Here is a 26,764-nt window from a genome sequence, read left to right on the forward strand (position 1 = left end):
GGGGTCTAGTAATCGGTACAGGAGTAAAAATAAACGATAAATGCATTATTTCATATCAGGGTTTCTTATTACTTTATATTTTTATATAATGTATGTAGATAAGTTTATTTACCGTGATTGGAAAATTTTGATGAAACCGACTGTTAAGGGATTTTTTGACCCAGAAACTTGGACTGTGACCTATGTGGTTTATGAAAAGCCTGGTTCACCATGTTTAATTATCGATTCTGTGCTCAATTATGATCACAAGTCAGGTCGAACTAAGACTAAGTCGGCGGATGAGGTCATCGCCTTTGTTAAGGAGCATAACTTAGAGGTAGAGTGGATCCTAGAGACTCATGCACACGCTGATCATGTCTCCGCTGCCCCCTATTTAAAGTCGCATCTTGGTGGAAAAATTGCGATTGGAGAACACATCACCAATGTGCAGGATGTATTTAAAAAAGTTTTTCATTTGGAAGGTGCTTTACCGACAGATGGATCGCAGTTTGATTGCTTGCTAAAAGATGGTGAGGAAATTCAAGTGGGTGCGTTAAGCTTTAAGTCACTATTTGTTCCTGGCCATACCCCGGCCTGTATGGCGTATCAAATCGGCGATGCAATTTTTGTTGGCGATACGATGTTTATGCCGGATGTCGGGACCGCAAGATGTGATTTTCCGGGTGGCGATGCCCATACCCTCTATCAGTCAATGAAAAAAATTCTGAGCTTTCCCTCTGAAACTAGATTGTTTATGTGCCATGACTACCCGCCGAATGGTCGCCCCGTAAACTTTGAGACAACCGTCGCTGAGCAAAAAAAATCCAATATTCATATGCGCGATGGTATTAGCGAGGCAGAGTTCGTGCAGATGCGTTCTAAGCGTGACGCTACCTTAGAAATGCCAACATTAATACTGCCCGCTATTCAAATTAACATTCGAGCTGGAGTGCTCCCGCCCCCAGAAAGTAATGGCGTCTCCTATCTGAAGATTCCGTTGAATGCACTATAAGTTTGCTCCTTCAAATGAATCCAATGATTACTAAATCCGAGCTAAAGAAGATGCAGTCATCTGCAGATGATGCTTGCAGGATGATGAAGGTCTTATCTAACCGAGATCGCATGATGCTCTTATGCGAAATCGGCCAAGCGGAAAAATGCGTTAGTGAGCTAGAGGCCGCCCTAGATTTACACCAACCTACACTCTCGCAGCAGCTTACTGTGTTACGTAAGGAAAAGCTGGTCAAAACACGTAGAGATGGTAAGCAAATTTACTACTCCCTATCAAGCCAGGTTGCTGTAGCAGTGATGAGTTTGCTCTACAAGCATTACTGTAAGAAGTAATTGCCAGAAATCACTCAATTGTTTTTAAAGGGAGTTCAATATGAAATGTAACGTCGGCGGTATCGATCGTATCTTAAGAATCTCAGTAGGCATTGTGCTAGTTGCGCTTGCAGCCAACGGTATCGTAGGTTGGTGGGGCTGGCTTGGGCTAATTCCTTTGGCTACTGGAATTTTCCGTTTCTGCCCAGCGTATCCATTATTGGGAATCAATTCTTGTGGAACTTCATCCGGGAAAGATTCTTGCTCTAAGTAAGTCTTCCATCCTTTGATTAAGGCGTATTGAGAAATAATACTCAATGCGCCTTATTGCCATCTAGCGCTCGCACTTTTTGGTAAAAACTCCATGTAGTAAAAATATGGCAAAGAAGGCAATGCCAATCACCCAGTGGCTTGTGATAACAGCATCCCGAATTACTTCTGGCCCGTAATACAACAAGACACCTGTTAGTAATAAAGTGCCTAAGAAGGCTAATTGGCTAAGGCCACTCCACAACTTTCGCCTGGACTTGAGCCCTGCCTTCAGGTGGAATGGAAAAATGGAACCCAGTGCCATCGAGGCCACCATAGCAGCAATGCCGTGCCACATTAATACGGAGTGGGAGCCCAATACAGTCCGCTCAATATGAAATTCGTGCCCAAGCAAATAGGCTGTGCCAGTAAGGGAGCAGCTCAACATCGCAATCAGTACAAAATATCTTTGCCAGGTCGGCATTTTTCCCAGGCGACTGGTATTTTTCATGGGGTGAGCGTGTTGGGAATTTTGATAGCTTGGGCAGAAAAATGACTCAAGCAGGGGTGTTGGGTATCCCCAGAAATGCTCACTACCTTGGTCAAAGCATCTGCGTAGACACATTGATTTGCAATCACTGAGTAAGACTCTGAAAATTCAAGATGCTCTTGATTGAAGGGGTTGACCATATAGCTTTTGGCATCAGCATTGCGCCTTGAAAAATAGAGGCTGCTAGTTGCGATTGCGCCCCTCCTGATATTGCCAATTTGGATGAGTTCATGGGGGTGTGCTGGATTGCGAATGTGAATGTCTTGACTGCAATCGCCAAAAACTCGTAAATCCCCACCAGCATTAACGGATCCTGATTGGATGCTGCTAGCTAATAAGATCTCCACCGCCCTGTCCACAGCATAGCCTTTAGCAATCCCCCCAAGATCAAGGCAGAGTGGGGCCGTGGAGTACACCAAGTTTGGCTCAATGAATAGAACATCTTCAATACCTCCAAATGCATGAGCACCCAAGCAGACATGCTGAGGAAGTAAGCCTGCTTCTACTAAGAGGTGCCCAACTCCGCAATTAAATAGGCCATTTGAGAGTTGGTAAATCTCTTTGGCAATCGAAAGCACCTCAGCAGTCCAGGGGTGAATATGGATAGGCTCTAAATATGAGCTGGCATTTATTTGAGAAAGCTCGCTCTCTGGATTGTGAAAGCCCATCAAGGATTGCACTTGCTCAATGCCTAGGAAAGCTTCGTTGAGTACTTTCGAAGATTGCAACGCATCCTCAATTCTGATTTCTACGAAGGTGCCCAAAAGGGGCTTGCAGCGAATCATTTTGCTTTTGGAATTGAGGTTTGATGTTTTAAGGCGATGTCGTATAAGACTGCAACCCGCTTGACGCCATCAGTCAGATGTTTACAAGAAAGGGTGGCGCCACCGATATTTTTAATATCCTTATTCAGCTTAATGGGGTCTGCTGCTGTTTTGCCAATAAATTGTTTTCGCCACTCGACTTCTGCCACTTCGTAGCCATAGGATTCAACGTATTCCAGAATCTCGATGCCAGTCACCGCGCCTGATGGGTTGAGTGCCACTGCATAGGTAATCATTTCATGTTTGCCAACCACCTCATCTACGATGAACCAACTGCCATCAGATGTCTTCCAAATTCGATCACCTTGAAAGGGGTGGCGAATGCTTGAAGCGGCACGCATTTTGTCTTGTAACTCATCGGTGATGATGATGGGATTTTTCGCTAGAGGCTTATTAGGGGCTAGTATCTTTTGGGCTTGCTCAATGGATACATAAATCTTGGCATGTGCAACTATCGGTGTTGTTACTGCAACAAGGCCAATGACGAGTGAGGGGTTGGGTTTCCAGTTCATATTCTCTTCCTTAGTTCAAAGGAAATCCAACTTTGACAATGAATTCATTAACAGAGTGGCTATCCCAAACTCGGGCATTGGAGCATTCTGCTTCTCCGCCACCCATGCAATTCCCACCCTTTAACTGATAGCGCCATGCGCCAGTAACCCACCAGTCTTTTGCAGCGTAGTGCATGTTTGGTCCAACAAAGGTTGCTCGCTGTACTTGATTCCGTAAATTCAATTCTGAGTAATCATTGTGAAAGCGCGCTTCAACACCGGCAGACCATTTGGGGGCAAATCGGTAGCTAGCCCCCACAAGAAAATCGAGCATGGATTCAGGAACATTGCCATTTTCAATAAATTTCAAGCGTTCATTCGCTACGACTACGTTACCTGCCAATACCAGTCGGTCATCAATGAAGTTCGATTGCAAGAGGAGGCGAGCCTCAATTTCATCTTTGTTTCTACCCCAGGTGGGCTCTAGATATAGTCCCACTCCAACAGGAGATGTCACTGGATTGGTGAGTCGATAAATGGCCTCTAAGGAGCCGCCCTCAATACCACTTTTTCTATAGGGGGTAGCGGGATCATGGCTAGATGACACTCCATATCCACCTGTGCAACTTGCGGCATCACCACAAGCCTCAGGGTTGGTGTAATTTTGATTTGCACTGGTGTAATAAGAGTTGATGTAGCCAGCGATTTGCAAATCATTAGTTAAGCCATATTCAAGCTCAGTTCTAGCAGTCCAGGCATCGTAGGTGCCTGCAGCTTGCTGTTTATTGAGCTGTAAGCGTTGCTCAAACTCGAGCTTTCCTTTTGGCTGGAGATCGAGGGTGTAAATCCATCCAAACGCCCCTTCGCCCGCATTGGCGAATGAGAAGTGCAAGGCGGTGGCTAATAGGATGCTGAAGGCTACGAGTCTTTTGATGGTCAGTTTCATGGTGATAGTGGTTAGTGAATAAAAGTTATTGAGAATGATTCTCAATATACAGTAAATGAGAATAATTCTCAATTGAGAAAATGACCCTGTTTGGCTTGGTGTTGAGATTTGGCTGGGAACTTGCTGGGGCTTGTAAGATCAAGGCTATGGATTCAGAAGCTCTGGTGAAGCTAGTCACAATGAAGATGCCTTTTGGCAAGCATGCTGGCCGTGCACTTGCTGACTTGCCTGGCAATTATTTGGCGTGGTTTGCTCGCGAAGGCTTCCCTCAGGGTGAGCTAGGTCAGTTGCTGGAGCTAATGCATACCCTGGATCACAATGGATTACGAGGCTTGTTGGCGCCTATTCAGCGGGCCCATGGGACTGCTCCCCGCACTCGGGAGCAATAAAGAGTTACTTTGAGTGCACTATCGCTACGACACGATTGCGTTCGTAGCTCACATTGGGTGAATCGGGCGGACTGCTTTGCGAAAGCCTGACCTGCATTTGAGTTTGCGCCTCAATCTCTTGTGTCAGACTCTGAGCCAACTGGAGATTGCGGTCATATTGAAGCTCTATGCTGGCAACCCTTCCCGCCTTAATGCTGGAAATGATTGCTGAAACCTTTTCGGGTGAGTATTGATCAAAAAAGATCGGATACCAGCCACCCAGTGCTTGTCTAGAATCAGTTGCGCCTTTATCAACTTGTGCAAGAGGCTTGCTTACACTGTTCTCTACAGGTAAATGAAAGTCGATACCAGTTTTCTGAATCAGTTCAGCATAAGAGATTGGTGGATGCATTTGAGCTCCATCGGTGTTTTCAACCCAATAAGCCCAAGCTAATTTTTTATCGGGGTCATATACCAGTTTATAGAGATGACTTGGAATGGTGACCTTACTTTTACCAATGCTGCCGGCATGACCAGTTGAGCCAGTAAAGACGTAGACATCGCCTTGCGCACGCTTGATATACATCCTGGTAGGCTCTTCAACCCGCTTTGCCCAGATGCCTTGGTTATTTTGTCTAGCCTGCGGCATCATATTTGCCAGGGAAAATGATTGCGCCATTCCTCGTTCGCGAGTCATATCACCAGCCGGGACGTTGTGTCCCCGGTCATAACCGCTGCCACGATAGTCGGCCAGTAGGGCGCGTTCACTCAAGGGCAGTCTAGCTTCTTCGTAAAACTGATTGGTGCGGCGGGGGCGAGGTGCTTGAAGTTGCTCACCATTTAACTTTTCGACGGTATAGATAGGCTTTTTATCCGAAGGGGAGTAATAAATTGCAAAATCATCAAAGCAAAGGTCTCGCCCTACCTGGGAAGTGCTGGGTATTTGCTGGGATGGGAAAAAATCTTTGCATTGATCAAATAGGGCGGATGCACTTAGAGGTAGCCAAAGCAGGCTAAGTAAGAGGGGTTTGACCAGGAATTTCATTGCATCTCAGTGTAATGAGTGTCCTCACCAGGTGCTTAAAGAATTACACCTATCACGTGATCAGATTAGCTCTAGGGCTAGTATTGATCAGGGTTTTAGAGGCTAAGACCCTAACTATTGATGTGGTTGAAAAGCAGGAAGATCAATGGATCTGTAGCTTGATGCAATGATTCAGATAACACTACCTGTAGAAAATAAAGCTGCTGCAAATACTAGATGTATGGGTTTGCAGCTCTTGCAGAAGCTCATGTGCGATTACACATAAGCTGCAACTCCATATTCAATAAAATCAATAGGTTATTAATTTACTGGCCGCCAAAAGCTGAAAGTAATTTACGTATAAGTTGCAATTTTCTTAAGTAATTTGCGCATAAGTTGCAATTTTCTCAAAGTCACTTGTAAATTCGTTTTGAAGAAAATAGTTATTTAGTCGCTTCTCAAAAGAGGCGGGGAGAAATAAGTGGTCCTCTTTTTCAATTACCCCTGGGATTGAAATTGTCCATAAACCAAGCAACTCAATAGCATTTATGGTTTTCTCAAATGACTGACTGTGTTTAGCTGCAATTTTGCTGACATTTATAAAGTGAGTCTCAAACCGATCAATAAATGATCGGGTAATGATCTTGCCGTTGGGTTCTTCACGGTATTGAAGATATCCAGTGCGCATTAAAAATTCAATTCCTGTTTTATTTGTGCGAATATCACAGGCCGCTTGAGCAATCGAAAGCCCTTCATTTTGAATTGCAACTCTTTTTTGAGAAACATATTGCTTAATTTCTCTCTTATATAAAATTAAGCTCGAGAGCTTTTTCCCAAAGCGTCCTCGTACTGTAATTTTATCCTCTAAAATTCCCTTCAAAATAGAAATTTTTATTTCAACATCAATTGACTTCTTTTCTAAGACTTTCTCAAGCGTTATGAATTGTTCATTTCTTACCGAGGTACGTCTGAAGCCAACTATATTCTTTTTCTTAATGGTTTCAAGAATCTCATCTAGAACCTCTTTGAGCCAGGGAAATTTAAGGGATTTTGCTTTTTCTGTGATTAGATAATCACTCATAACTCCACTGCTCCAAAATAAGCCGAGAATATTATGAGGAACCCCTATGTAATCCGCAGCCTCTGTTAGGGTGAGAATTTTGTTATCCGTATGGGATGATTTTTCCTTGGGGGGTAAGTTGGGAAAATCATCAAAATAAGATACATGGGTGAGATTAGGTTTGCCCTTTAATGGGCTTGGAAATGTAAATTGATTTGAAAAGAGCAACAGCTCATTAATTATAAAGTCAGTATTTTTGTCAAAATTGCTATTGTTGGTTAATTCATTAATTAGTTTCTTTATTTGTGTTGAATGTAAATATTTTTTTCCAAACTTATCAGCGGCATTAAAGTATCTATCTAAAAAATCTGCATACCCTTCAGGCCATCTTGAAAACATTGCTACACTCACATTAACGGCATTTGTTACGCCCAAGGTGGCGTCGTCTCTGGTTATAACTCTATCTTCGTGCGGTTCATAAAAACTACTCACTTTGCTATTTTTATGCAATATTTCCAACAGTTGCTCTAGCTGAAGTTTTTCGAAGTGGCTTAAGGGGAACCGATATGTGTTTGGCAGGTTGTCAGTAAATTTTTCATTGAGTTTTGCGTAAATAATTCCCATCAACTCTGTGTGCGACTTTTTCGAGGGTTCTAGAGGAGCATTTGTATAATCAGCACCGCATTTACATTTGAGTAGCCCAGGCCTAAACCAGCTTATCGGATTAAGGCATGATTGACATTTAGTGATGGGTTTTACTTTATGCCTTGGACACGCAATTGCAATAGATAGGTCCCAAAAAGCATTAATATGACCATCTTCTTTTACGCAAATAGGGCAAATCTTTGCTTTAATAGTTATAAGGCGTTGGTGCCGTTGATTGCATCCGAGTTGCCGCCCAAGTATTTTTAACTTTGATGCTGATTCGCTGTCTGTGTGCGAATATCTATCAAGTCTATTTTCTGGAAATCCAAGAATTTCTGCAAATTTTTTTGTGGAGATATTTCTTGACCCGGGAGTGAGTTTCTCGGTCCCCAACATTTTTGCAACTAAAGAGGGTGATAGATAGCCATTTGCTTCTGATACTCTTAATAAATAGCCTCGCAGGCTTTCATATCTGAATGGCTTTGGGGTTACCACAAGAAGATTATTTTCATTTGCCTGCAAAACTAACCCCTAAGCGACTTGATCCCTCGGGGATTCAAATTTGTTGGTCTAGAAATGTCTGAGTGATTTAAATTTATTTTTGGAAATCCTATTTGTGCAACTTTCGCTAAAACTTCATTTGGCTGCGCCTGTATGAAGTTCCTTGAAAATGGATCAAAGTTTGACAGGATTTGTTCGTCTCTCCATATCGATGCTTCATAAGCAATTTTTAGGTCTTCAATCGTAATGATCTTCTTGTTTGTATCCAGGGCTTCCCAGACTGCATGTCGCAATAACTTGCTCAAATATCCAATAAGGCCACCAGTTGCGCAATAGCATCTAAATGCCATTTCATTTGAGTCCAGTGGGGGTATATCAAAATGAGAGCTTATTGATTTATGAAAGGCTCCTAATATTCCCACGAACTCCTCTCTTTGGTCGATATCTCCCCAATCAAATCTTGGCAAAACTATCGGGGCAAAAAATCTTCCTGCAAGCTGCTCATTCTGGTCTAGTACCGCTTTACAAGTGGGGAGCCCTGCTACAACTAAGGCGCATTTAGTATCGTCAACTAATATCTTTAACCAGTCGGCAACATAGTGCATTACTTTGTGCGTCCCCTTATCATAAAAGTGTTGAAATTCATCAATGATTACCATTGATGTTTTAGCGCTTCTCATTAAGAGTTTTAACCTCATTGTTTTGGCGTTTTCAGTGCCAGAGTAACTTTGTGGGTCACCCAATGCGCGAAGCATAATTTCGACTAAACCTTTTACGGTGGGTTTTGATGGGGTCTTTACCATTAAAATCGGGGCTTTGACACCATCCTCATCTCTTTTGGGTGGATGATTATGGTAGAAAGCTTCTAGCGCTCGACTCTTTCCAGTTCTAGATTCGCCAATTAAGGCCAGGCAGACTGGTTCTGGACTATCTAAAGAATACCGCATACATTGCTCGATGCGCATAGTAGCTGTTGAGAATGCGGTGTGAGGAACTAGAGTGGATTCGACAATATGCCTCTTTAGTGCACTCATTCGGTTCCCCAATTTAAGGTCCGATTGGAGATGATTGGCTCAAATGTCCTTATCTTGCGTTGACTCGCTTGTACATTTCTAGGGGCATCGGGCCCTATATCATCCACGGCATTGCTTTTTAGGCTTGTTGAATGACCTAGTTGAGGAGCTGGCAATTCATCAATTGGACTTACAGATTTTGAAATTAAGCTCTTATCTCCCCTAAATCTAGTAACCTTTTGTCGAATTTTCTTTGGTCCTGTTTTTAAGTCTTGATCAATCCAATCTTGAATCATTTGCTTTGCCTGAAGGCAGCCAAATACATCATCTTTATCGAGATGTTTTTGGGAAAGCCTTTTGCAAATTCGATGCTGATACTTCGAAAGTCCTTTTGCGTAGTGATTAAGTAGTGCTGGAACTGTGATTAATTCATTGTTACTCGGGGATAGTACGATAATTTGACCCAAGTCTGAGTCATCAATTTGAATTTGGACCTGAAGCTTTGTGCCAAACCGTCTTCTTAATGCTGCTAATTCTTGTGAGTTATAAAGTAGTCCATCGAGCTCTATACCTTTGTGTGTTAAAACCCTTGTTTCGCTACGACTTAAGATGGCATCTAATTGAGCAACATTATCGGGGAGTAATATATCGCCCGAATTAATACTGGATTTCCAAATCGAGGCAGGGCTTGCTTTCAGACTACGGTGAAGTTCTTGGTGGTATACATCTGCTATCCATGTGCGATAAATTTTTTGAAATGTGCTGTATTTAATGACCGCATGTTTTACTGGGTCGTACTCACCTTTATCAAAAATATTACTAAAAGTCGTTCCGGGGTTGCCGTGTGCAAGTTCTTTATTTATGGTTCCAAGAAAGCGTTCAATTTTTCCCTTGAACCATGGCGTTTTTCTTGCTGAATAGTGAATTTCTATGCCAAGGGAGTAACAGGCTTTCTCGAGATTCTCACCATGAAATTCCATTCCATTATCAACTACTAGTTCGCGCATTACTCCGTGAGCATCCCAGGCGGATTTTATTTCTGGGTATTCCTCTCTTAGATTTGCTTTTGGGAGAATTGCCATCTTCAAGCATTGAGCAACTGTCAAAAAGCTTGGGGGTTCAAAGCTCACTGATATCCCAAGAATGCATCTAGAATAATCATCAATACATGCTGTGATCCATGGTCGACCAAGCGGAAACCCGTTCTCATCAACCAACATGAGATCCAATTGAGTATGGTCAATTTCGGCTCTCTCTAATGGGGCTTGAGTTATGCGGTGAGATGTAACTGTGCGAAATTTATTGAGGGCTATATTCCTCCCGTCTCTCGCCATGCAGACATCAAAAGCTGGTATCGCAGAAATTAGTCTTTTAATCAATCTTGGGCTCGGCAACGGCAGTTGCATGCTTTGCACAAGCAGCGAATTTTCTTTTAGAACTAGAAGAGTTGCTCTTTCAAAAACCTTTTTTAGATTTCCTTTTTCTGGAGTGAGGTAAATTTCATCGATAGCTCTATTTACTATAGCCTCTACCTCCTTAGGGTATCTACTGCCGGTATTGCCTTTCTTGCTATGGTTATCGGCCAAGGACATGATGTCTTGACCAGACTTCATGTATCTTTTTTTCCACCTGTACACGGTGCTCCAATTTGGTGGCTTGGGTAATGTATTTTGGCTAATCATTACCCAAACTTTTCTAATTAACGGCTCAAATGCTTTTAATGAGTTGGGGGAGTCGATAACTGCGTTGACATAGGCCCTCTTGATTTTTAGGGTTTGCCAATCCTCATCGCTAAGTTCAGAGGTTAAGTTAGGGATTTTTTGGCGAGGATCTTTTTCAGTTATGAATCCCTCATTAAAGACTAATTTTCTATTTAAATATAGTTTCTCAAGTTCGGCAATTGATAACCTTATTAAATTACCAGTGTTAATTTCTTCGCACTGCCATGAATGATTCTCAACCCTTTTTCTCAGTACATATGACTCACCTTCAATTTTAATTTTGACGCCTTTTGTTAATGAAGAGCAGCTCATAATCTCTCCTCTCTTAATGGCTCCAAAAAAGATTTGCGCCATTGAAAAATGGTTTTGTTTGACCATACTTGATTAATGTCAAAGTAAATGTACCCCTCTATCACCAATCTACATATAATTTTTGGGCCCTGTGGTCCAATAAGCCCGGATTTCAGCTCACCCCAGCTGATGGTTCCGTGGCGCTCTAAGTAACGAAGCGCTTTTTCTTTCTCTACTATGCCGATGGGGTTTACTCCATATCGCAACAAGGCTATAGTGTTTTGTTTTTTGGGCTGAAGTGTTAGACTTTTTGGGTCAACGGTGCGCCAGCTATAGCCCATCTTTAAAAGTTGACTTTTAAAAGCCTCTATATTTGTGATGGACATCCCATCAGTCATATCGGACCACTTCTTTATTTCCCAAACTTCCTTGTACTCATAAGATTTAACGAGTAAGTCTGGGTACCGATGAAAAGTCTTGCCATCAATTTCGTATTGAATTTCCATTGGAGATTCGTGAAATGAACTAATGGTTGGTGTGATATCTAGTAATCGAAAAGCATGAAGTTGGTCAATATTTTCCCAATGCAGCATATGACCCATTTTTAGACTTGGGTACTTGCCAGTTGGCTTGGTGTTTGACCGAGAGATTACTCGCTTGATTCTTGTCTCGCCTGCCTCGGGCATTCTTATTTGTATAATTTTAAGCATTTATTTATTTGGTTTAGCCAGCTATACTAGATTAATTAAAAAAAACTTACCTTTTTAGGAAATGAGTTAACAGCTGCAGTGAGGTTTCTAGTTTGTATGTCGGATCATTGCGCTTGGGTTTGCGAATTAGAGTCAATTTCTTATTATCTAAAGCTAAGATCCCGCAGTTATTAGGAGTACTCTTGGTTCCATAATCAGGATTGAATTCACAAAATGCTATCCAAATGTAATCACAGTATTTTGCTTGGACATAAAGGGGAGAACAGTCTTGCCTAGGATTGTTATTAGCTTTAATTTCAACCCCATGAAACTCTAGTCCGCTTTTATTTTCCAGTACAATCATTGCGTCAAAGCAGATACGCTTACCCCCATCATTTTTTTGCATGAGACAGAAGTTTGGCATCACCACTTCATACTTATTTTTATTTTCCATCTCCATCCAGTTATTGTCTGGAGAATTTAGGCAAACAAGCACCTGGGCTTCATTGATGCTCGCTTGATTTTTGGGATCCGCTAAGTCTATTTTGGGCCTAGATACGCCCGTCCCTCTCGATGTTTTACCTTCCAAACTTTTTCTATATGCAATCCAAGTGGACCGCAATTCATTTCTCTTGATATTTTCAGATAGAACTCTTTTTGCTAGAGTTATAAAAACATCTCGTGGAGTTACTCGTTCAATTTTTTCAAGAATTTCTAAGTTTTCAGGACTAATCTTCGCAGATAAAGTTTTGAATTCTGGGGCTGTTATCTTATATATTTTTAGTTCTTCCTGAAGGTTTTTGTAAAACTTTGCAGCTCTAAAGTATCTCCATAGACTGCTCTCACTCAGCAACATTTTTTTGCTGACATCAATTAGCCACTCAGTAAATGATTTATGGGTTGATGACCATTCTCCGGTTGCTTCATTGGAGAGCAAAAATTCAGCCATAACCACCCATGAGTTAGATGAGGATTGGAGGGGGGTGTCATTGATTTTTTTAATTTCCATTTTATTAGTTTAGCTGGCTAAAGTGAATTTGTCAAATGTTTTTTTCAGTTATTTAGTAAAGAGCTTATTAAGAGCGTGCTTATTTTATCGGATAACTTTACAGTTAGTCATTTTAAGTTTATAGTTTAATGACTTTAACTTTATATTAAACCATTTTTAACTTGGCAGTCAATAATGTCTAAACCATCAAGACTTAATCAACTTATAGCAAGCGTAACCGAGGATGTTGTAGCACATCCCGCTGATCTGACGCGCCATTACATGGGTAAGCTGAATATTTCCAGGGTTGGCGCAAATAACTATATTAAACAGCTAGAGGAGCAGGGTTGGATTGCCAGAAGTGGGCCATCTACAAGGCCTTTGTTTAGTCCTGGGTATCAAAGGCATGTCTCAAGGCTCTACGAAATCGAAAATCTTGAGGAGGATCTGGTTTGGGCTAAGGAATTTAGGCCATATTTCAGCCTTGCACCAAATGTCTTTAATATCGTAAATCATGGCTTTACCGAGATGTTAAATAATGCAATTGACCACTCTGGAGGGAGTGAGGTTTTTATTTGGGCTCGGCAAACCGAAACCCGTTTTACATTGGCTATATCTGACAATGGAATTGGCATATTCGCAAAAATCGCTACCGCACTTAATTTGCCAGATATGCGACAAGCTCTTTTTGAGCTGTCAAAGGGTAAATTTACAACCGACCCAAGTAGGCATAGTGGTGAGGGCGTATTTTTTACTTCTCGGATGTTTGATTGGTTTGAAATAAATGCTAATAACTTAGAGTTCCATCACGATCAAAAGCTTGTGGAGGATGTATTGCATGAAGCAAAGGGGATATTTCCTGATGGAACAGTTGTCTTTATGAGTATTGCTTTAGATAGCATGCGAACTACAGCCGATGTCTATGCGGAATATACAAATGCTCCCGATGATTTTGATTTTTCTAAAACCGTGGTTCCAATGAAGCTTGCGCAGTATGGGGAAGAGCATTTGGTTTCGAGGTCCCAGGCAAAAAGATTGATAGCGCGATTTGATAGGTTTAAAAGGGTGGTGCTTAATTTTGATGGGGTGCAAGAAATTGGTCAGGCATTTGCGGATGAAATTTTCAGGGTTTATGCCAATGAGCACCCCGATGTCGAGTTGATACCAGAAAAGATGACTAAACAAGTTCAGGGTATGTGGTTGAGGGCTGTGGCTCCAAGAATTTAGTGAATTTCACTATAGGTAGTTGTTGCGTTTCTCATTCTGACTATTAGTAGATGATTTAACGTTTTTATTGCTTGCAATTTATGGGGTCCAAACTTGCAGCTTATGGGGTCTAAATTGCAATTTATGCGTAAACGCACAAAATAGTAAAAAAGTTGGATTTTCGGCACTTTTTTATGATATGAAATAAGCACCCACTAACTTCTATAAATCATTGAATTTAAACAATAAAATATCAAAAATAAGGACTTCCACGGGGGGTAAGTGTATTTCAAGACCTATAAGTTATTGAAACACCATTCTTTATTCTTGACTTGATATAAGAACCTTCTTAGGATGGCACATGTTTTTAACTTATTGCATTGCAACATAAATCAGATGTTTGATTTTTTGGTGTGCTGCAAGACCATGAATGATTAAATGTTTGTCTGCCGATTCGAGTGACTTGCAACTAGCCCAGCCCCTAGGCGCTAAGGCTATGAAGTTGTTCTCTTACGCGCTCTCACCAGTTTATCGGGTGCTCAATGGCTTATTGATCGTGACAGTGTTCATGATCGTGGGGCTCTGGCTCTCCGGCAATGGTACTCAAGCGGGTGCATTTGATATGGCTCGCATCTTGGTTCCAGATGAAGCTCGCCAGATGGTTTGGCAAAACGGATTTGGAATGCTCGATCAATACCAAGAAGAGACTCCAAAGGCTCTGGACGATAAAGAAATCACCAGCGTGATCTACGACAAGGCTTCAGCAGGCTCTAGCAGCAGCCTGACAAGCTCTAGGCACCAAAAAGTAGCCCTTCTAGTGCCATCAGTAGCCCACGCGCAGGTGAAGCCAATCTCTCACTTATCGGATCGCATCCCAGCATCAAAAATAGATCCACAGGCGCTAGATTCCAAATTAATGACATCGATTCAAAATCAACGCGCAGTAGCTGACTTCTTCGAGAAAAAGTACAAGCTGGACCGCGCCAAGATTGAAGAGTATGTATCTAATACTGTATTGATTGCAAAAGAAGTCAATATTGATCCAGTCCTATTACTCGCCGTGATCTCAGTGGAGTCTAATTTCAACCCGCTCAGTAAAAGTCATGCTGGCGCTGAGGGCTTGATGCAGGTGATGACTACAATTCACCAAGATAAATATGCCTTGTATGGCGGGGTTAGTGAAGCAGTTAAGCCAGAGGTGAATATTCGGATAGGCGCCTACATCCTGAAGTATTTGATAGCGACCAGTGGCTCATTACGTAATGGCTTGAAATACTATGTTGGTGCGGCAAATGCAGAAAATGACGGCGGCTACACTGATAAAGTGATGGCTGAGAGAAATCGTTTGATTAGTTTGTGCCAGCCAACGTCGCAAAGTAAATTAACTTTGAATGGTAAAGATTTGCGTTCATAGGCACCCCATTTACTTTGTAAAAATAAAGGCCACTCAGTTCAATTGAGTGGCCTTATTACTTGCAGATGCAGCTTTCGAATTAACTGACTCCGTGTAGCTCTACATCAAATACCAGCGTCGCATTTGGGGGAATCACACCACCAGCACCGCGTGGCCCATAACCCATTTCTGAAGGGATGATCAGGGTGCGTTTACCGCCGATTTTCATGCCTTGAACACCCTGGTCCCAGCCCTTAATGACATGGCCAGCACCTAAAGGAAAGCTGAATAATTGGCCGCGATCAAGGGAGCTATCAAACTTCTGCCCTTTGTGATCTGGTGCATTCTCATCAAATAACCAGCCGGTGTAATGTACGTCCACATCATTGCCGGCAACGGCTTCCGCGCCATCACCAACAACAGTATCTATTTTTTGCAGTTCGCTCACGTTTTTCTTCCTCTTTGGCTGAAATTGAGGGGCTAGTATATTCTGAGCGTAATCTTTTTGTTCGAGCACAATCACATGACACACTTCTGGCCTCATTCCGCTTATCAAACCCTGACGGTGGGCTCGGATAATCAATTACTGGTGACGGATGATTTTCTGCGTACTTACCTACTGCGCCCAGAGTTAAATCTCGTTCCTGAATCCTGCGATGCAGAGCGAAGCCTGCATCAACGTTTAAGCGAGAGCCCGCGTGCAGTGATTTCTGATCAAGAAATTGCTGCGATGGCTGATCCTGATATTCAGGTGAACTATCAAGTTTGGCTGAGATATCGAGCCAAATTATTGGCGGCTAGCTCTTTAGAAAACTTCTATATGAGTTTGTTTAAAGGTGAAGGTGTAGATGTTCCACCGCTATTTATTGCTCAGCTGGCGCAAATATTTATTCACCATATCTTGGGTCAAGATTGCCATCCCTTAGATGCTCGCATGGGCGAGATTTTCTTTCGGACTCAGAAGATCACTGTGCTAGAGGACGGTGTTGTAATGGGTGCAGATGATGAGGTGGTTACTCGCAATGCACAGGCAGGGGAGACTGGCAATATTCTAGATCTCCTGAAGAGTAAGTCGATGTCTATGCGCTCGATCGACTTAGATGTTCTGCACGAAGAAAATGCTGATCTCTATTGGGAGAAATCCGAGGATCATGACTTTGCGGTTCAACTGAATTTTGGGCAGCCACCTATTAATCACTTTTGCCGCGTGCTTGAAAAATGGATACAACATTTTTTAGGTGCTCAGGTACGTATTACCCCAATGCAGCAAATCACTGACCCAAAGTGGTCTTGGCATGTTGGCCTCGATGCTGCTGCATCCGATATCCTCAATAAGCTGTATAAAAAAGAGCCCGTAGATCCGGATGAGCTTGAGAGAGTGATCTGTTTATTCCGCCTCGACTTTATCGATGAGGCTGCTGTTACCCAATCGCAGGCTGGAAAACCAGTCTATATGGCGATTGCTATGAATGATGAAAAGCAACTCAAGCTGAAACCGCAAAACCTGCTCTTCAATTTGCCCTTAGCTAAAGCTTCCTAGTTTCTTGCGATTGGCGCTAAGCCAAATCAAAGCACCTGCTGTGACGGCAACTGGAAGTAGTGAGCCCCAGTTCAAAATATTCCAGCCCTGCGAGGTAATGAGTGCGCCAGAGCCGAAAGAAGTAAAGGCCATGGTGCCAAATACAAAGAAGTTAATTGCCGCCTGAGCTTTGTCACGCTCTTCCGGGCGGTAAGCTGTCATCGCCAATGAGGTCGAACCCGTAAATAAAAAGTTCCAACCAACCCCCAATAAAAATAACGCAATTAAGAATTGATGTAAGTCGGTACCAGATAGTGCGATTGCTATGCACAAGAAATTGAGGATGACCCCAACGCCCATGATTTTGAGGGTGCCAAAGCGCTGAATGAGTGAGCCAGTAAAAAATCCGGGGGCAAACATCCCGATCACGTGCCACTCTAAAACCAGAGCAGTATCAGAGAAGGGTAGTCCACAAATTTGCATAGCGAGCGGAGTAGCTGCCATCAGGAGGTTCATGACGCCATAACCCAGGGAGGCACCAATCACCGCAACCATAAAGACTGGCTGCATCAGAATAGTCTTTAGATCTCTACCATCGGACAGCGAGTGCCGTGTCTTGAATTCTTCTGGAAAGTGGATGAACTGCATCACGATGATGCTAATCAAGCCAGCTATCGAAAGGGAGAGATATGCGCCTAAAAATGCAGTATCAAAGAAATCCTTGGTCCATGACGCAAGATTAGGCCCAATGACAGCGCCCAGGATTCCGCCGGCTAGCACCCAAGAGACCGCTTTATCTCTCTGGCTGACAACGGTCAGCTCGGCAGCAGCAAACCGATAGAGTTGCCCATTAGCGCTGTAATAGCCTGCAATAAAGGTGCCCAGCACCAAGAGCCAGAAATTCTTAGAAATGGCGGCATAGGCGCAAAGAAGGGCTGATAAGACTGCTACCAATAGGCCCAGCTGAAAAGAAATCTTCCGACCAAAGTAATTTTGAGTTTTGGCGACGATCGAGGTAGAGAAGGCCCCACCAACAACATAGCCCATGACAGGTAGGGTAGCCATCCAAGCGACGGGGCTCAGACTAAGTCCAACCAGGCCATTAATGGCAATAAAAGTCACATTATTGGTCAAAAACAAGCCCTGGCAGAGAATTAGCAGTACGAGGTTTTTGTTGAGCAGAGTGTACTTATTGGTCATGCGCCACAGTTTACGATCTAAGTGTCCGCCGGGTTTGCTCGCTGGATTCCCTGAAATTGACCCGCTTTGGCCAATTTGGGGTCTAAATCCCCTTAAATAGCCGGGTTCGATGATTTAAAATAGACGTCTCGGTCCAGTGCGTGAAATATCACCCAAGATAGCCAAAAGCGCCTGAAGTGTTGCGCATGGAACGCGAGAGTGGTTCGGTATAAGGCCGAGCCCTAATATTTATCCATATCGAGGAAACATCAATGGCTTCAGAGAAATCAAAGATCATTTACACGCTGACAGACGAAGCGCCATTATTGGCGACCTGTGCATTTTTACCAATCATGCGTACTTTTACAGCGCCAGCTGGGGTGCAGGTTGTAGAAAGCGACATTTCTGTTGCGGCACGTATCTTGGCAGAGTTCTCTGATTGCTTAAGTGCTGAGCAGAAAGTGCCTGATAATTTAGCCGAGCTGGGTCGTATGACTTTATTGCCGGATACCAACATCATCAAGCTGCCGAATATCAGTGCTTCAGTGCCTCAGTTGCTCGCCGCTATCAAGGAATTGCAATCTAAGGGTTATAAGATCCCTGATTTCCCAGAAGATCCTAAGGATGATGCTGAAAAAGCAATTCGTACTCGTTACTCTAAGTGTTTGGGTAGTGCAGTAAACCCAGTATTGCGCGAAGGTAACTCTGATCGCCGCGCACCAAATGCGGTCAAACGTTATGCCCGCAAGAATCCACACTCCATGGGTGAGTGGAGTCAGGCTTCCCGTACACACGTATCCCACATGCATGGTGGCGATTTCTACGCAGGCGAGAAGTCAATGACTATGACTAAGGCATGTGATGTGAAGATGGACTTGGTCACAAAGAGTGGCAAGACCATCGTTCTCAAGCCAAAAGTCTCTTTACTGGCTGGTGAAATTATTGACAGCATGTATATGAGTAAGAAAGCGCTCTGCGAGTTCTACGAAAAAGAAATTGAAGATGCTTATAAGACTGGCATGATGTTGTCCTTGCACGTGAAGGCAACCATGATGAAGGTATCGCACCCAATCGTGTTTGGCCATGCTGTAAAGATTTTCTACAAAGATGCATTTGCAAAGCACGGCAAGTTGTTTGAAGAGTTAGGCGTTAATCCAAACAATGGTATGAGCAGTTTGTATGACAAGATCAAAACCTTGCCAGAATCTAAGCGCGAAGAAATCATTCAAGACTTGCACGCTTGCCATGAGCACCGCCCAGCATTGGCGATGGTGGATTCTGCTAAAGGCATTACCAACCTCCATTCACCAAGCGATGTGATCGTGGATGCATCGATGCCAGCGATGATTCGTGTTGGTGGCAAGATGTGGGGTGCTGATGGTCGTTTGCATGACACGAAGGCAGTGATTCCAGAAAGTACGTTCGCCCGTATCTACCAAGAGATGATTAACTTCTGTAAGACTCACGGTAACTTTGATCCAAAAACCATGGGCACAGTGCCAAACGTGGGCTTGATGGCTCAGCAGGCAGAGGAGTACGGCTCACACGACAAGACCTTTGAGATTGCCGAAGCTGGTGTTGCCCGCATTGTTGCGGATGACGGCACAGTATTGCTTGAGCAGAATGTGGAAGAGGGCGATATCTGGCGTATGTGTCAGGTTAAAGATGTGCCGATTCGTGACTGGGTTAAGTTGGCGGTAAACCGTGCGCGTTTATCAAATACTCCAGCAGTATTCTGGTTAGACGAGTACCGTCCACATGAAGCTGAGTTGATCAAGAAGGTTCAAACCTATCTCAAAGATTACGACTTAACTGGTGTGGATATTCAGATCATGTCTCAGACTCGCGCAATGCGCTATACATTGGAGCGCATCATTCGCGGTAAAGATACGATTTCAGTGACAGGCAATATTTTGCGTGACTACCTCACTGACTTGTTCCCAATTATGGAGCTTGGCACTAGCGCCAAGATGTTGTCTATCGTGCCTTTGATGGCAGGTGGAGGCCTCTTTGAAACTGGTGCAGGTGGTTCTGCTCCTAAGCACGTTCAACAATTGGTTGAAGAGAATCATTTGCGTTGGGACTCTTTGGGCGAGTTCTTGGCCTTGGCTGTTTCTTTGGAGGATATTGGTGATAAGACCAATAATCCAAAAGTGAAGATCTTGGCCCGTACTTTAGATGAGGCAACTGGCACATTGTTGGATAACAATAAGTCGCCATCTCCACGCACTGGTGAGTTGGATAACCGCGGTAGCCAGTTCTACTTGGCAATGTACTGGGCTCAAGCCTTAGCTGCGCAAACCGAAGATAAAGAATTGCAAGCCCACTTTACTCCGATTGCAAAAGCCTTGGCTGAGAACGAGCAAAAAATTGTTGCTGAGTTCAAGGCTGTGCAAGGTAAGCCAGCAGATATTGGCGGCTACTTCATGCCTGATCAAGCCAAGTTCAAAGCAGTGATGTGCCCAAGTGCAACATTGAACGATATCTTGAGCAAGGCAGCAGTAGCTTAAGCTTGTTTTACTTCACTAGGTGAAGTTCGCAAAATGAAAAAGGCAAACCAGTGGGTTTGCCTTTTTTCTTGCCCTCAGATCTTCTTTTGATCCTTACGCCTAGTGCCGTACTAATTATCCTAGGCATTCAGATACTGATCTTCTTGGTAGGTACTCACCCATTGCGGCCTATAAATTAACAACATAGCCAGCAACATACCGGAGAGTGAGCCCTCCATAAATGACAGGATGAGTAAGCCTAAAAACCAGCCCACCGGATCATTGCTAGCAAATGAGGTGATATTGAATGCTTGTTGTAACCCGTATATCAACACGCCGGTTGCAAAGGTACTTAGAAAAGCTGCCAAATAACCATGCCCCAAAATCAGAATAAATAAATGTTTGGGTAGTAGTCGATCAACCGCCTTGATGACACAGTAAGCAAAGATTGCAGGAATGACGCTCACCATGACATAGTGTTGAGTGGACTCTACCAAGTCACCGCTGATGCTTAAGACCCCAACTAGGGCTACGAAAAAGAGGAGTGTGATTGCACTCCAGAAGCCAAATAATGCGACTAGTAATGAAGCTCCAAAAAAGTGGAAGGATAGATCGATTAAGTTATCGAGGTTGCTATTGGGTAGGTGGGCGCGAATATTCCAGGCTACAGCTAGCAGAAGAATGCAGACCAAAAAGAGGTTGCGAAGACGGGGTTGAAGAAGAACCCCTTGGCGACTTTGATACACGCCTAATAGGAAAATGGCACATGCCACTAGGATCCAGGTCATACCGCTCTTTCAGGGTAAATAAATTCTTATTTGAACTCCATATGAGCTGGTCAGATATTGGATGAAACCCTATTATCCAGCACGGTTCTGAGCAATAAATTGCCAACCGTAGGAGAATGAGCCTTATTCACCATGCAGTTTGACATCCATCAAAGAGATATTGATATGTATACAAATGACCAAAAGCAACTTTCTTTAGAAATCACCCCCAAGGCAGTTTTTGAAGGACGCCGTGATTTGATTAAAAGCGCTGCTGCCGGAGCTTTTGGGTTGGCACTTGCGCCCTGGTTCTCACGCGAGGCTCTCGCAAGCACCCCACAAAAATTAATCGCAACACCAAATCCAAGTCTTTCGGTGAAGGAAGATACTACTGGCTATCAATATGTTACGGGCTACAACAATTTTTACGAGTTTGGTACCGAGAAATCGGATCCTGCTGCCAATGCGGGCTCCCTGCAGACTCGTCCATGGACTGTCACGATTGAAGGTTTAGTTAAAAAACCAGTTACTTTGGATATTGATGCTCTTCTAAAACTTGCTCCAATGGAAGAGCGTGTTTATCGGATGCGCTGTGTTGAAGGTTGGTCGATGGTGATTCCTTGGGATGGTTACTCGCTCTCTAAATTACTAAATTACGTTCAGCCTTTGGGCTCAGCAAAGTTTGTTGAGTTTATTTCTCTAGCAGATCGCAAACAAATGCCTGGCTTAAGGAGTCAAATCATTGATTGGCCCTATCGCGAAGGCTTGCGTTTAGATGAGGCAATGAACCCATTGACGCTATTGACATTTGGTTTGTATGGTGAAGTGTTGCCCAAGCAAAATGGCGCTCCGGTTCGCATTGTCGTGCCCTGGAAATATGGCTTTAAGAGCGCTAAGTCGATTGTCAAAATTCGTTTGACTGAAGAGATGCCTAAGACCAGCTGGAGTCAATTTGATGCGCGAGAGTATGGCTTTTATTCCAACGTCAATCCTTTAGTGGATCATCCTCGTTGGAGTCAAGCAACTGAGCGTCGAATTGGCGATTTTAAAGCGGCCTTTGCACCTAAAATGAAAACACAAATGTTTAATGGTTATGGTGATCAAGTTGCCAGCATGTATACCGGCATGGACTTGAAGAAATTCTACTAATTGATCTGAGATAGTTGGTGTTCATGAAGGTATTTGTTTTTCTGTTGGCGCTACTGCCCTTAGGGCGACTTATTTGGCTGGGCTTTAATGATGGCTTGGGTGCTAATCCAGTTGAGTTCATTACCCGCTCGACAGGTACGTGGGCATTAGTCTTCTTGTGTTTAACCTTGGCGATGACGCCATTGCGTTTGCTAACGAATGCAGCAGCATGGATTCGGTATCGCAGAATGTTGGGCCTATTTAGTTTTTTCTATGGCTGTCTGCATTTTGGGATTTGGCTTTGGTTGGATCAGAACTTTGATTTAGTAGAAATGATCAAGGATGTGGTCAAGCGCCCATTTATCACCATGGGCTTCATTAGCTTTGTTCTATTAATTCCGCTAGCTCTGACATCTACCCATTGGGCTCAAAGAAAATTAGGCCGTCGGTGGACCCAACTGCATCGACTGATTTATTTGATTGCCTGTACTGTGATCCTTCACTATTGGTGGCATAAAGCAGGTAAGAATGATCTTGATACCGTAACAATTTATGCGATCGTTTTGATATTACTGTTATCTTGTAGGATTCCTTATATTCGCAAGTTCCTAGGCAAGAAATTTACCACTTAATATCAAATCTCCCATGACTCTGTTTCTAAATCTTCGCGTTTCAATCGTTTCCATATTGGGCTTTCTGATGATTTGTCTGGGATCTGTTCAGGCTAATGCTCAGCAAGCTGATCAGACTGTAAAGACCATAGCTACTCTAGATGTGCCTCGTTATCTCGGCACTTGGTACGAGATTGCGAAGTTTCCAAATTGGTTTCAGAAGAAATGCGTTTCTAATACCAAGGCTGTATATTCCCCCAAACCCGATGGCAATCTTCAGGTACTGAATAGCTGCAAAACTGCAAGCGGAGAGACTTCAGAAGCGGAGGGTTTAGCTCGCCAAATTGGTGCGAAGGATTCGCCAAAGTTAGAGGTGCGTTTTGCTCCTGAGTGGCTTTCATTTCTACCTATGGTCTGGGGTGATTACTGGGTGATTGATTTGGATGCTCAATATCAGGTGGCTGCTGTAAGTGATCCGAGAAGAGAATACCTTTGGGTTTTGTCTAGAACACCACAGCTCGATCCGAAAGTCTATGCTGATTTATTGCAGCGCTTAAAGCAACAACAATTTGACATTCAAAAGCTCGAGCTCACTTCCCAGAAAAATTAAGGTGTCTGAAAAGCGAATTGGCAATTATTTGCTCCCGCCCGGAATTGAAATCTTCGAGCGTGGTTGGTTATCAGCCAATAATATTTTTTTATTTGGTGAAGATGATGTTTCCTTGGTTGATAGCGGTTACTGCACGCATCAGCAAATGACAGTGGATTTGGTTTCTAATGCACTCAAGCGGCACAACTTAAGTGGCCTCAATAAATTAGTTAATACACATCTGCACTCAGATCATTGTGGTGGCAATGCGGGACTATTAAAAGAGTTTGATTGCGAGATCTGGATACCAGAAGCTGAGGTAATCGCTGTGCAAGATTGGGATGAAGATTTACTCAGTTTTGCGCAATTGGGGCAAGATTGCCCGCGCTTTTCTCACTGCGATCAACTCGTAGCTGGCAAAGAGATTAACTTGGGTCCTTATCGCTGGCAGATTCTTGCGGCTCCTGGTCATGACAATCATTCAATCATGCTCTATCAAGAGCAACATCAAATCTTGATCTCTGCCGATGCCCTTTGGGAAGAGGGTTTTGGAGTCATCTTCCCTGAGCTCTGGGGTGAAAGTGGCTTTGAAGGGGTGGCGCAGACATTAGAGCTAATTGAAGAGCTTCCAGTTGCCTTGGTGATTCCGGGACATGGAAAACCGTTTACTGATGTAAAGAAGTCAATCGCTACCGCAAAATCTCGGCTTGACTATCTTTCAGGTGATACTGATCGTAATGCTCGTCACGGCGCTAAGGTGCTGCTCAAGTACAAGTTGTTGGAGTGGCGAAGTAAAGAGATGTCAGCAGTCAAGAGCTGGATTGCAGGTACGCCAGCACTAGAAAGTATTCGTAAGCAAATGAATCTCTGTAGTGGGGATTTTGAAGATTGGTTGATACAGGCTTTAGTAAAATCAAAAGCTGCAATCATTGAGAAAGACTGCTTAGTTAATCTTGACTGAAGTGCCGCTCAGAAATTAAACCTTAGAAATTAAACGATAGCTTTCCGTAAAAAGACCAGTCGTAAACAGAGTAGCTTTCAACTACTTGTTTGCTGGCTCCCACTGCAAACAAAAAATGTTTATTGAGGCGATGGGTCACCATGGCATCGAGTGGAACAAACCAGCCACCACCCCCACCCGTATTCCAGACGATCCCGTTTTCATCCCACAGTCGAATTTGAGTATTGGGAAAGACATTAAACCCAAGCGTTGGAAAAATATTGAGATTACGGGCTAGGGGCGGCTGATTGGGATTATTGGCCAATGAATTGCCTTTGCTATCAAAGCCATACATATATCGTAGAAGCGGTGAAAAGTCGGAGAGGCGCGAGCTACTATCTTTGGTAGGCACGTACACCGTGCCGATCTGAGGACCAACTGCCCATTGCCCATTATTACCAAACGGAAAAATTACTCGACCTCCCAGTGTGCCTTCCCAATTTTTCAAAATACTAGGGTGATTTCCCCAGACGGTCAGCATCGTATTGCCAGCGATATAGGTGCCAGATGATTGTTCTGAAAGGGTAGGTCCATAAGTTGAAACGTAGGAGGTATCGAGTCGCATAGTGCCTCGCCAGCGATCAAACTGGAGGGGTTGGTAATAGCGCAACTTCAAGGTATCACTTTGAGTTTGCTCTCCAAAGGCGTTGTGGTAGCCCCAAAATTCCAGAACCCGCTGACTTGAGTACTGGTCAGATGCTTTTTCTAGGTTAAGAAAGCCCCCCGAGAACTTGCTTTCATCAGCCAAAACCCCTCCCATTAATCCCAGCAGAATCAATGAAGTCAGGGTGTGGGTGAAAATCCGCAACAATGCCATATACGCAGTAATATAAATGAATCAGTCAATTACAAAAAATAAGTAGGAAATTATGGAACATACCGTTTTGGTAACTGGCGCTACTGCTGGTTTTGGAGAGGCAACTGCGAGGCGTTTTCTCGCTAATGGTCATAAAGTAATTGCTGCAGGCAGAAGGGCAGAGCGCTTGGAAGCTTTAAAAGCATCCCTTCCTCTAGAGCAGCAAAAAAAATTACTCACATTGGCTGTGGATGTTTGTGACAGCGAACAGGTTGATGGTCTTGCCGCAACATTGCCGGCAGACTTTGCTGCGGTAACAGTACTGGTGAATAACGCTGGATTGGCTTTAGGTTTGGAGCCGGCGCATCAAGCATTTCTCTCAGACTGGGATCGAATGATTGATACCAATATTAAGGGGCTGGTGCATATGACGCGTGCTTTCTTGCCTGGAATGGTGGAGCGTAAATCTGGCCACATCATCAATTTAGGCTCGGTCGCTGCAAGCTATCCCTACCCGGGCGGCAATGTATATGGTGGAACTAAAGCATTTGTGCAGCAATTTAGTTTGAACCTGAGGGCAGATTTGCTTGGTACGCCAGTCCGTGTTACCTGTATTGAGCCTGGCATGAGTTCGGGCACAGAGTTTTCAAATGTGCGCTTTAAGGGCGATGACGATAAAGCGGGTAAGGTCTACAGTGGCGTTAAGGCATTAAGTGCGGATGATGTGGCAGAGGCAATTTATTGGTCTGCAAGCTTACCAAGCCATATCAATATTAATTTGGTAGAGATGATGCCAGTACAGCAAGCTTTTAATGCTTTCAGCGTTCACCGCGGTGAGTTTTAAAGCAATCTAGACTGTAGGTTTCCATTTGTAAAACTTGGGATAAACGCGCATTACTACTGGTCCGTCAAAGTCCCAAGATTTACAAGTTCCCAAATATAGCGGTGGCTTGTTGTCATCCGGATCAAAGAGGGCTCCAGGAATTGATTGAAAGGCAGCGGTAGCGATATTGCTGAGAAGCTCTCGTAGGTGTGTACAGCCCTTAATTCCTCCAAGATGTTCATTAATAGTTTTGCGCCAACCTTTACCAAGGCGCGCGCCAATCAGCGCATCCATTGGAGGGATTGCCTGAGGACATTCTGGATGCGGATGGCTGTCCATGGACACCTCAATTGCTAGTATTACCAATTCCGTATTCACGGTAATACGAACCCACATGTCATGAAATGCCTGACCTGGCTCCCAGGTTTTCCCGCCGGTAGTGAAGGGGTGAAATTTAAAGTCTCGTAGATGGGCCTCTATGTCCCATAAGCCATCCTCTCGGGCATAGCCTTGGAAAGTAATTTCACGGGTATGGAGTGGATTTCTGCTTGCTGGAGTTGATAGCATGGCGACAATAAGTAAGAGGCTAAGAGATGGTATGC

28 protein-coding genes are annotated in these 26,764 nt (G+C 43.6%); 13 read left to right on the forward strand and 15 right to left on the reverse strand.

Translation table 11 applies throughout. The annotated features are described in order from the left end of the window. Nucleotides 1-130 precede the first annotated feature (130 nt). From FD975_RS01860 to FD975_RS01870, 3 genes are read left to right on the forward strand one after another with little or no spacing between them, the layout of a single operon-like run. On the forward strand, nt 131-991 hold the full coding sequence (locus FD975_RS01860) for an MBL fold metallo-hydrolase (protein WP_215302619.1): 861 nt from the start codon (nt 131-133) through the stop codon (nt 989-991). A gap of 14 nt (nt 992-1,005) precedes the next feature. Next, the gene (locus tag FD975_RS01865; RefSeq protein ID WP_371743386.1) at nt 1,006-1,323 is read left to right on the forward strand and encodes a metalloregulator ArsR/SmtB family transcription factor; all 318 of its coding nucleotides are present in this window, start codon (nt 1,006-1,008) and stop codon (nt 1,321-1,323) included. A gap of 40 nt (nt 1,324-1,363) precedes the next feature. Then, complete coding sequence (locus tag FD975_RS01870; protein ID WP_215302622.1) at nt 1,364-1,576, forward strand: DUF2892 domain-containing protein; 213 nt, start codon at nt 1,364-1,366, stop codon at nt 1,574-1,576. A gap of 60 nt (nt 1,577-1,636) precedes the next feature. On the opposite strand, the gene FD975_RS01875 is transcribed toward FD975_RS01870, so the two are convergent. Genes FD975_RS01875 through FD975_RS01890 form a run of 4 tightly spaced genes read right to left on the reverse strand, consistent with a single transcriptional unit; the run spans nt 1,637 to nt 4,362 of the window. Next, complete coding sequence (locus FD975_RS01875) at nt 1,637-2,062, reverse strand: hypothetical protein (protein ID WP_215302623.1); 426 nt, start codon at nt 2,060-2,062, stop codon at nt 1,637-1,639. Further along, nucleotides 2,059-2,886, reverse strand: a complete 828-nt coding sequence (locus FD975_RS01880; RefSeq protein WP_215302625.1) for an FAD:protein FMN transferase — start codon at nt 2,884-2,886, stop codon at nt 2,059-2,061. Before FD975_RS01880 ends, FD975_RS01875 begins: the two co-directional genes overlap by 4 nt. After that, entirely contained in the window at nt 2,883-3,437 is a 555-nt protein-coding gene (locus FD975_RS01885; protein ID WP_215302627.1) for an FMN-binding protein, read from the reverse strand. Before FD975_RS01885 ends, FD975_RS01880 begins: the two co-directional genes overlap by 4 nt. 10 nt (nt 3,438-3,447) lie before the next feature. Then, the gene (locus FD975_RS01890) at nt 3,448-4,362 is read right to left on the reverse strand and encodes a DUF6662 family protein (RefSeq protein ID WP_215302629.1); all 915 of its coding nucleotides are present in this window, start codon (nt 4,360-4,362) and stop codon (nt 3,448-3,450) included. A 146-nt stretch (nt 4,363-4,508) separates the two neighbouring features. Here FD975_RS01890 and FD975_RS01895 point away from each other — a divergent pair, with 146 nt between their 5' ends. Then, nucleotides 4,509-4,751 (forward strand): DUF3820 family protein, encoded by a 243-nt coding sequence (locus FD975_RS01895; RefSeq protein ID WP_215303758.1) that lies wholly within the window; start codon nt 4,509-4,511, stop codon nt 4,749-4,751. 4 nt (nt 4,752-4,755) lie between these two features. Here FD975_RS01895 and FD975_RS01900 read toward each other — a convergent pair whose 3' ends face one another. From FD975_RS01900 to FD975_RS01925, 6 genes are all read right to left on the reverse strand, one after another. Then, nucleotides 4,756-5,775 carry a DNA/RNA non-specific endonuclease gene (locus FD975_RS01900; protein WP_215302631.1) on the reverse strand — a complete coding sequence of 340 codons (1,020 nt, stop codon included), beginning with the start codon at nt 5,773-5,775 and terminating at the stop codon, nt 4,756-4,758. A 355-nt stretch (nt 5,776-6,130) separates the two neighbouring features. Next, nucleotides 6,131-7,981 (reverse strand): TniQ family protein, encoded by a 1,851-nt coding sequence (locus FD975_RS01905; protein WP_215302633.1) that lies wholly within the window; start codon nt 7,979-7,981, stop codon nt 6,131-6,133. Between the two features lie 2 nt (nt 7,982-7,983). Further along, a complete protein-coding gene (locus tag FD975_RS01910) occupies nt 7,984-8,994 on the reverse strand; it encodes a TniB family NTP-binding protein (RefSeq protein WP_215302635.1) in 1,011 nt (336 codons plus the stop codon). Beyond that, entirely contained in the window at nt 8,991-11,006 is a 2,016-nt protein-coding gene (locus FD975_RS01915) for a Mu transposase C-terminal domain-containing protein (RefSeq protein ID WP_215302637.1), read from the reverse strand. Before FD975_RS01915 ends, FD975_RS01910 begins: the two co-directional genes overlap by 4 nt. Further along, entirely contained in the window at nt 11,003-11,578 is a 576-nt protein-coding gene (locus tag FD975_RS01920; protein WP_215302639.1) for a hypothetical protein, read from the reverse strand. The genes FD975_RS01915 and FD975_RS01920 overlap by 4 nt, the downstream gene beginning before the upstream one ends. Nucleotides 11,579-11,741: 163 nt before the next feature. Continuing rightward, nucleotides 11,742-12,683, reverse strand: coding sequence for a hypothetical protein (locus tag FD975_RS01925; protein ID WP_215302641.1), 942 nt, complete (start codon nt 12,681-12,683; stop codon nt 11,742-11,744). A 174-nt stretch (nt 12,684-12,857) separates the two neighbouring features. On the opposite strand from FD975_RS01925, the gene FD975_RS01930 reads away from it, so the two are divergent. After that, nucleotides 12,858-13,889, forward strand: coding sequence for an STAS-like domain-containing protein (locus FD975_RS01930; RefSeq protein WP_215302643.1), 1,032 nt, complete (start codon nt 12,858-12,860; stop codon nt 13,887-13,889). A 409-nt stretch (nt 13,890-14,298) separates the two neighbouring features. Further along, nucleotides 14,299-15,282, forward strand: a complete 984-nt coding sequence (locus tag FD975_RS01935; protein WP_215302645.1) for a transglycosylase SLT domain-containing protein — start codon at nt 14,299-14,301, stop codon at nt 15,280-15,282. A gap of 79 nt (nt 15,283-15,361) precedes the next feature. On the opposite strand, the gene FD975_RS01940 is transcribed toward FD975_RS01935, so the two are convergent. Beyond that, complete coding sequence (locus tag FD975_RS01940; RefSeq protein WP_215302647.1) at nt 15,362-15,709, reverse strand: FKBP-type peptidyl-prolyl cis-trans isomerase; 348 nt, start codon at nt 15,707-15,709, stop codon at nt 15,362-15,364. A gap of 75 nt (nt 15,710-15,784) precedes the next feature. Here FD975_RS01940 and FD975_RS01945 point away from each other — a divergent pair, with 75 nt between their 5' ends. Further along, nucleotides 15,785-16,801 carry a DUF6352 family protein gene (locus tag FD975_RS01945; protein ID WP_215302649.1) on the forward strand — a complete coding sequence of 339 codons (1,017 nt, stop codon included), beginning with the start codon at nt 15,785-15,787 and terminating at the stop codon, nt 16,799-16,801. Here FD975_RS01945 and FD975_RS01950 read toward each other — a convergent pair. Beyond that, nucleotides 16,784-17,980, reverse strand: a complete 1,197-nt coding sequence (locus tag FD975_RS01950; protein WP_215302650.1) for an MFS transporter — start codon at nt 17,978-17,980, stop codon at nt 16,784-16,786. The genes FD975_RS01945 and FD975_RS01950 overlap by 18 nt on opposite strands. Before the next feature lie 251 nt (nt 17,981-18,231). On the opposite strand from FD975_RS01950, the gene FD975_RS01955 reads away from it, so the two are divergent. Then, the gene (locus FD975_RS01955) at nt 18,232-20,469 is read left to right on the forward strand and encodes an NADP-dependent isocitrate dehydrogenase (RefSeq protein WP_215302652.1); all 2,238 of its coding nucleotides are present in this window, start codon (nt 18,232-18,234) and stop codon (nt 20,467-20,469) included. A 119-nt stretch (nt 20,470-20,588) separates the two neighbouring features. On the opposite strand, the gene FD975_RS01960 is transcribed toward FD975_RS01955, so the two are convergent. Beyond that, on the reverse strand, nt 20,589-21,236 hold the full coding sequence (locus FD975_RS01960; RefSeq protein ID WP_215302654.1) for an energy-coupling factor ABC transporter permease: 648 nt from the start codon (nt 21,234-21,236) through the stop codon (nt 20,589-20,591). Nucleotides 21,237-21,401: 165 nt separating this feature from the next. On the opposite strand from FD975_RS01960, the gene msrP reads away from it, so the two are divergent. From msrP to FD975_RS01980, 4 genes are read left to right on the forward strand one after another with little or no spacing between them, the layout of a single operon-like run. Further along, complete coding sequence (msrP, locus tag FD975_RS01965; RefSeq protein ID WP_215302656.1) at nt 21,402-22,364, forward strand: protein-methionine-sulfoxide reductase catalytic subunit MsrP; 963 nt, start codon at nt 21,402-21,404, stop codon at nt 22,362-22,364. Between the two features lie 23 nt (nt 22,365-22,387). Beyond that, nucleotides 22,388-22,975, forward strand: coding sequence for a sulfite oxidase heme-binding subunit YedZ (locus FD975_RS01970; protein ID WP_215302658.1), 588 nt, complete (start codon nt 22,388-22,390; stop codon nt 22,973-22,975). Nucleotides 22,976-22,988: 13 nt separating this feature from the next. Further along, on the forward strand, nt 22,989-23,564 hold the full coding sequence (locus FD975_RS01975; RefSeq protein ID WP_251371374.1) for a lipocalin family protein: 576 nt from the start codon (nt 22,989-22,991) through the stop codon (nt 23,562-23,564). A 1-nt stretch (nt 23,565) separates the two neighbouring features. Continuing rightward, the gene (locus FD975_RS01980; RefSeq protein ID WP_251371375.1) at nt 23,566-24,504 is read left to right on the forward strand and encodes an MBL fold metallo-hydrolase; all 939 of its coding nucleotides are present in this window, start codon (nt 23,566-23,568) and stop codon (nt 24,502-24,504) included. Nucleotides 24,505-24,526: 22 nt separating this feature from the next. Here the strand turns inward: FD975_RS01980 and FD975_RS01985 are convergent, their stop codons facing one another. Then, nucleotides 24,527-25,291, reverse strand: a complete 765-nt coding sequence (locus FD975_RS01985; protein WP_251371376.1) for a hypothetical protein — start codon at nt 25,289-25,291, stop codon at nt 24,527-24,529. Between the two features lie 121 nt (nt 25,292-25,412). Between FD975_RS01985 and FD975_RS01990 the strand changes: the two genes are divergently transcribed. Beyond that, nucleotides 25,413-26,183, forward strand: a complete 771-nt coding sequence (locus FD975_RS01990) for an SDR family oxidoreductase (protein WP_215302659.1) — start codon at nt 25,413-25,415, stop codon at nt 26,181-26,183. Nucleotides 26,184-26,189: 6 nt separating this feature from the next. Here the strand turns inward: FD975_RS01990 and FD975_RS01995 are convergent, their stop codons facing one another. Continuing rightward, nucleotides 26,190-26,729 carry a DUF2889 domain-containing protein gene (locus tag FD975_RS01995; protein WP_215302661.1) on the reverse strand — a complete coding sequence of 180 codons (540 nt, stop codon included), beginning with the start codon at nt 26,727-26,729 and terminating at the stop codon, nt 26,190-26,192. Nucleotides 26,730-26,764: the final 35 nt, after the last annotated feature.

The sequence above is a fragment of the Polynucleobacter sp. AP-Jannik-300A-C4 genome (assembly GCF_018688335.1).
Lineage (GTDB): Bacteria > Pseudomonadota > Gammaproteobacteria > Burkholderiales > Burkholderiaceae > Polynucleobacter.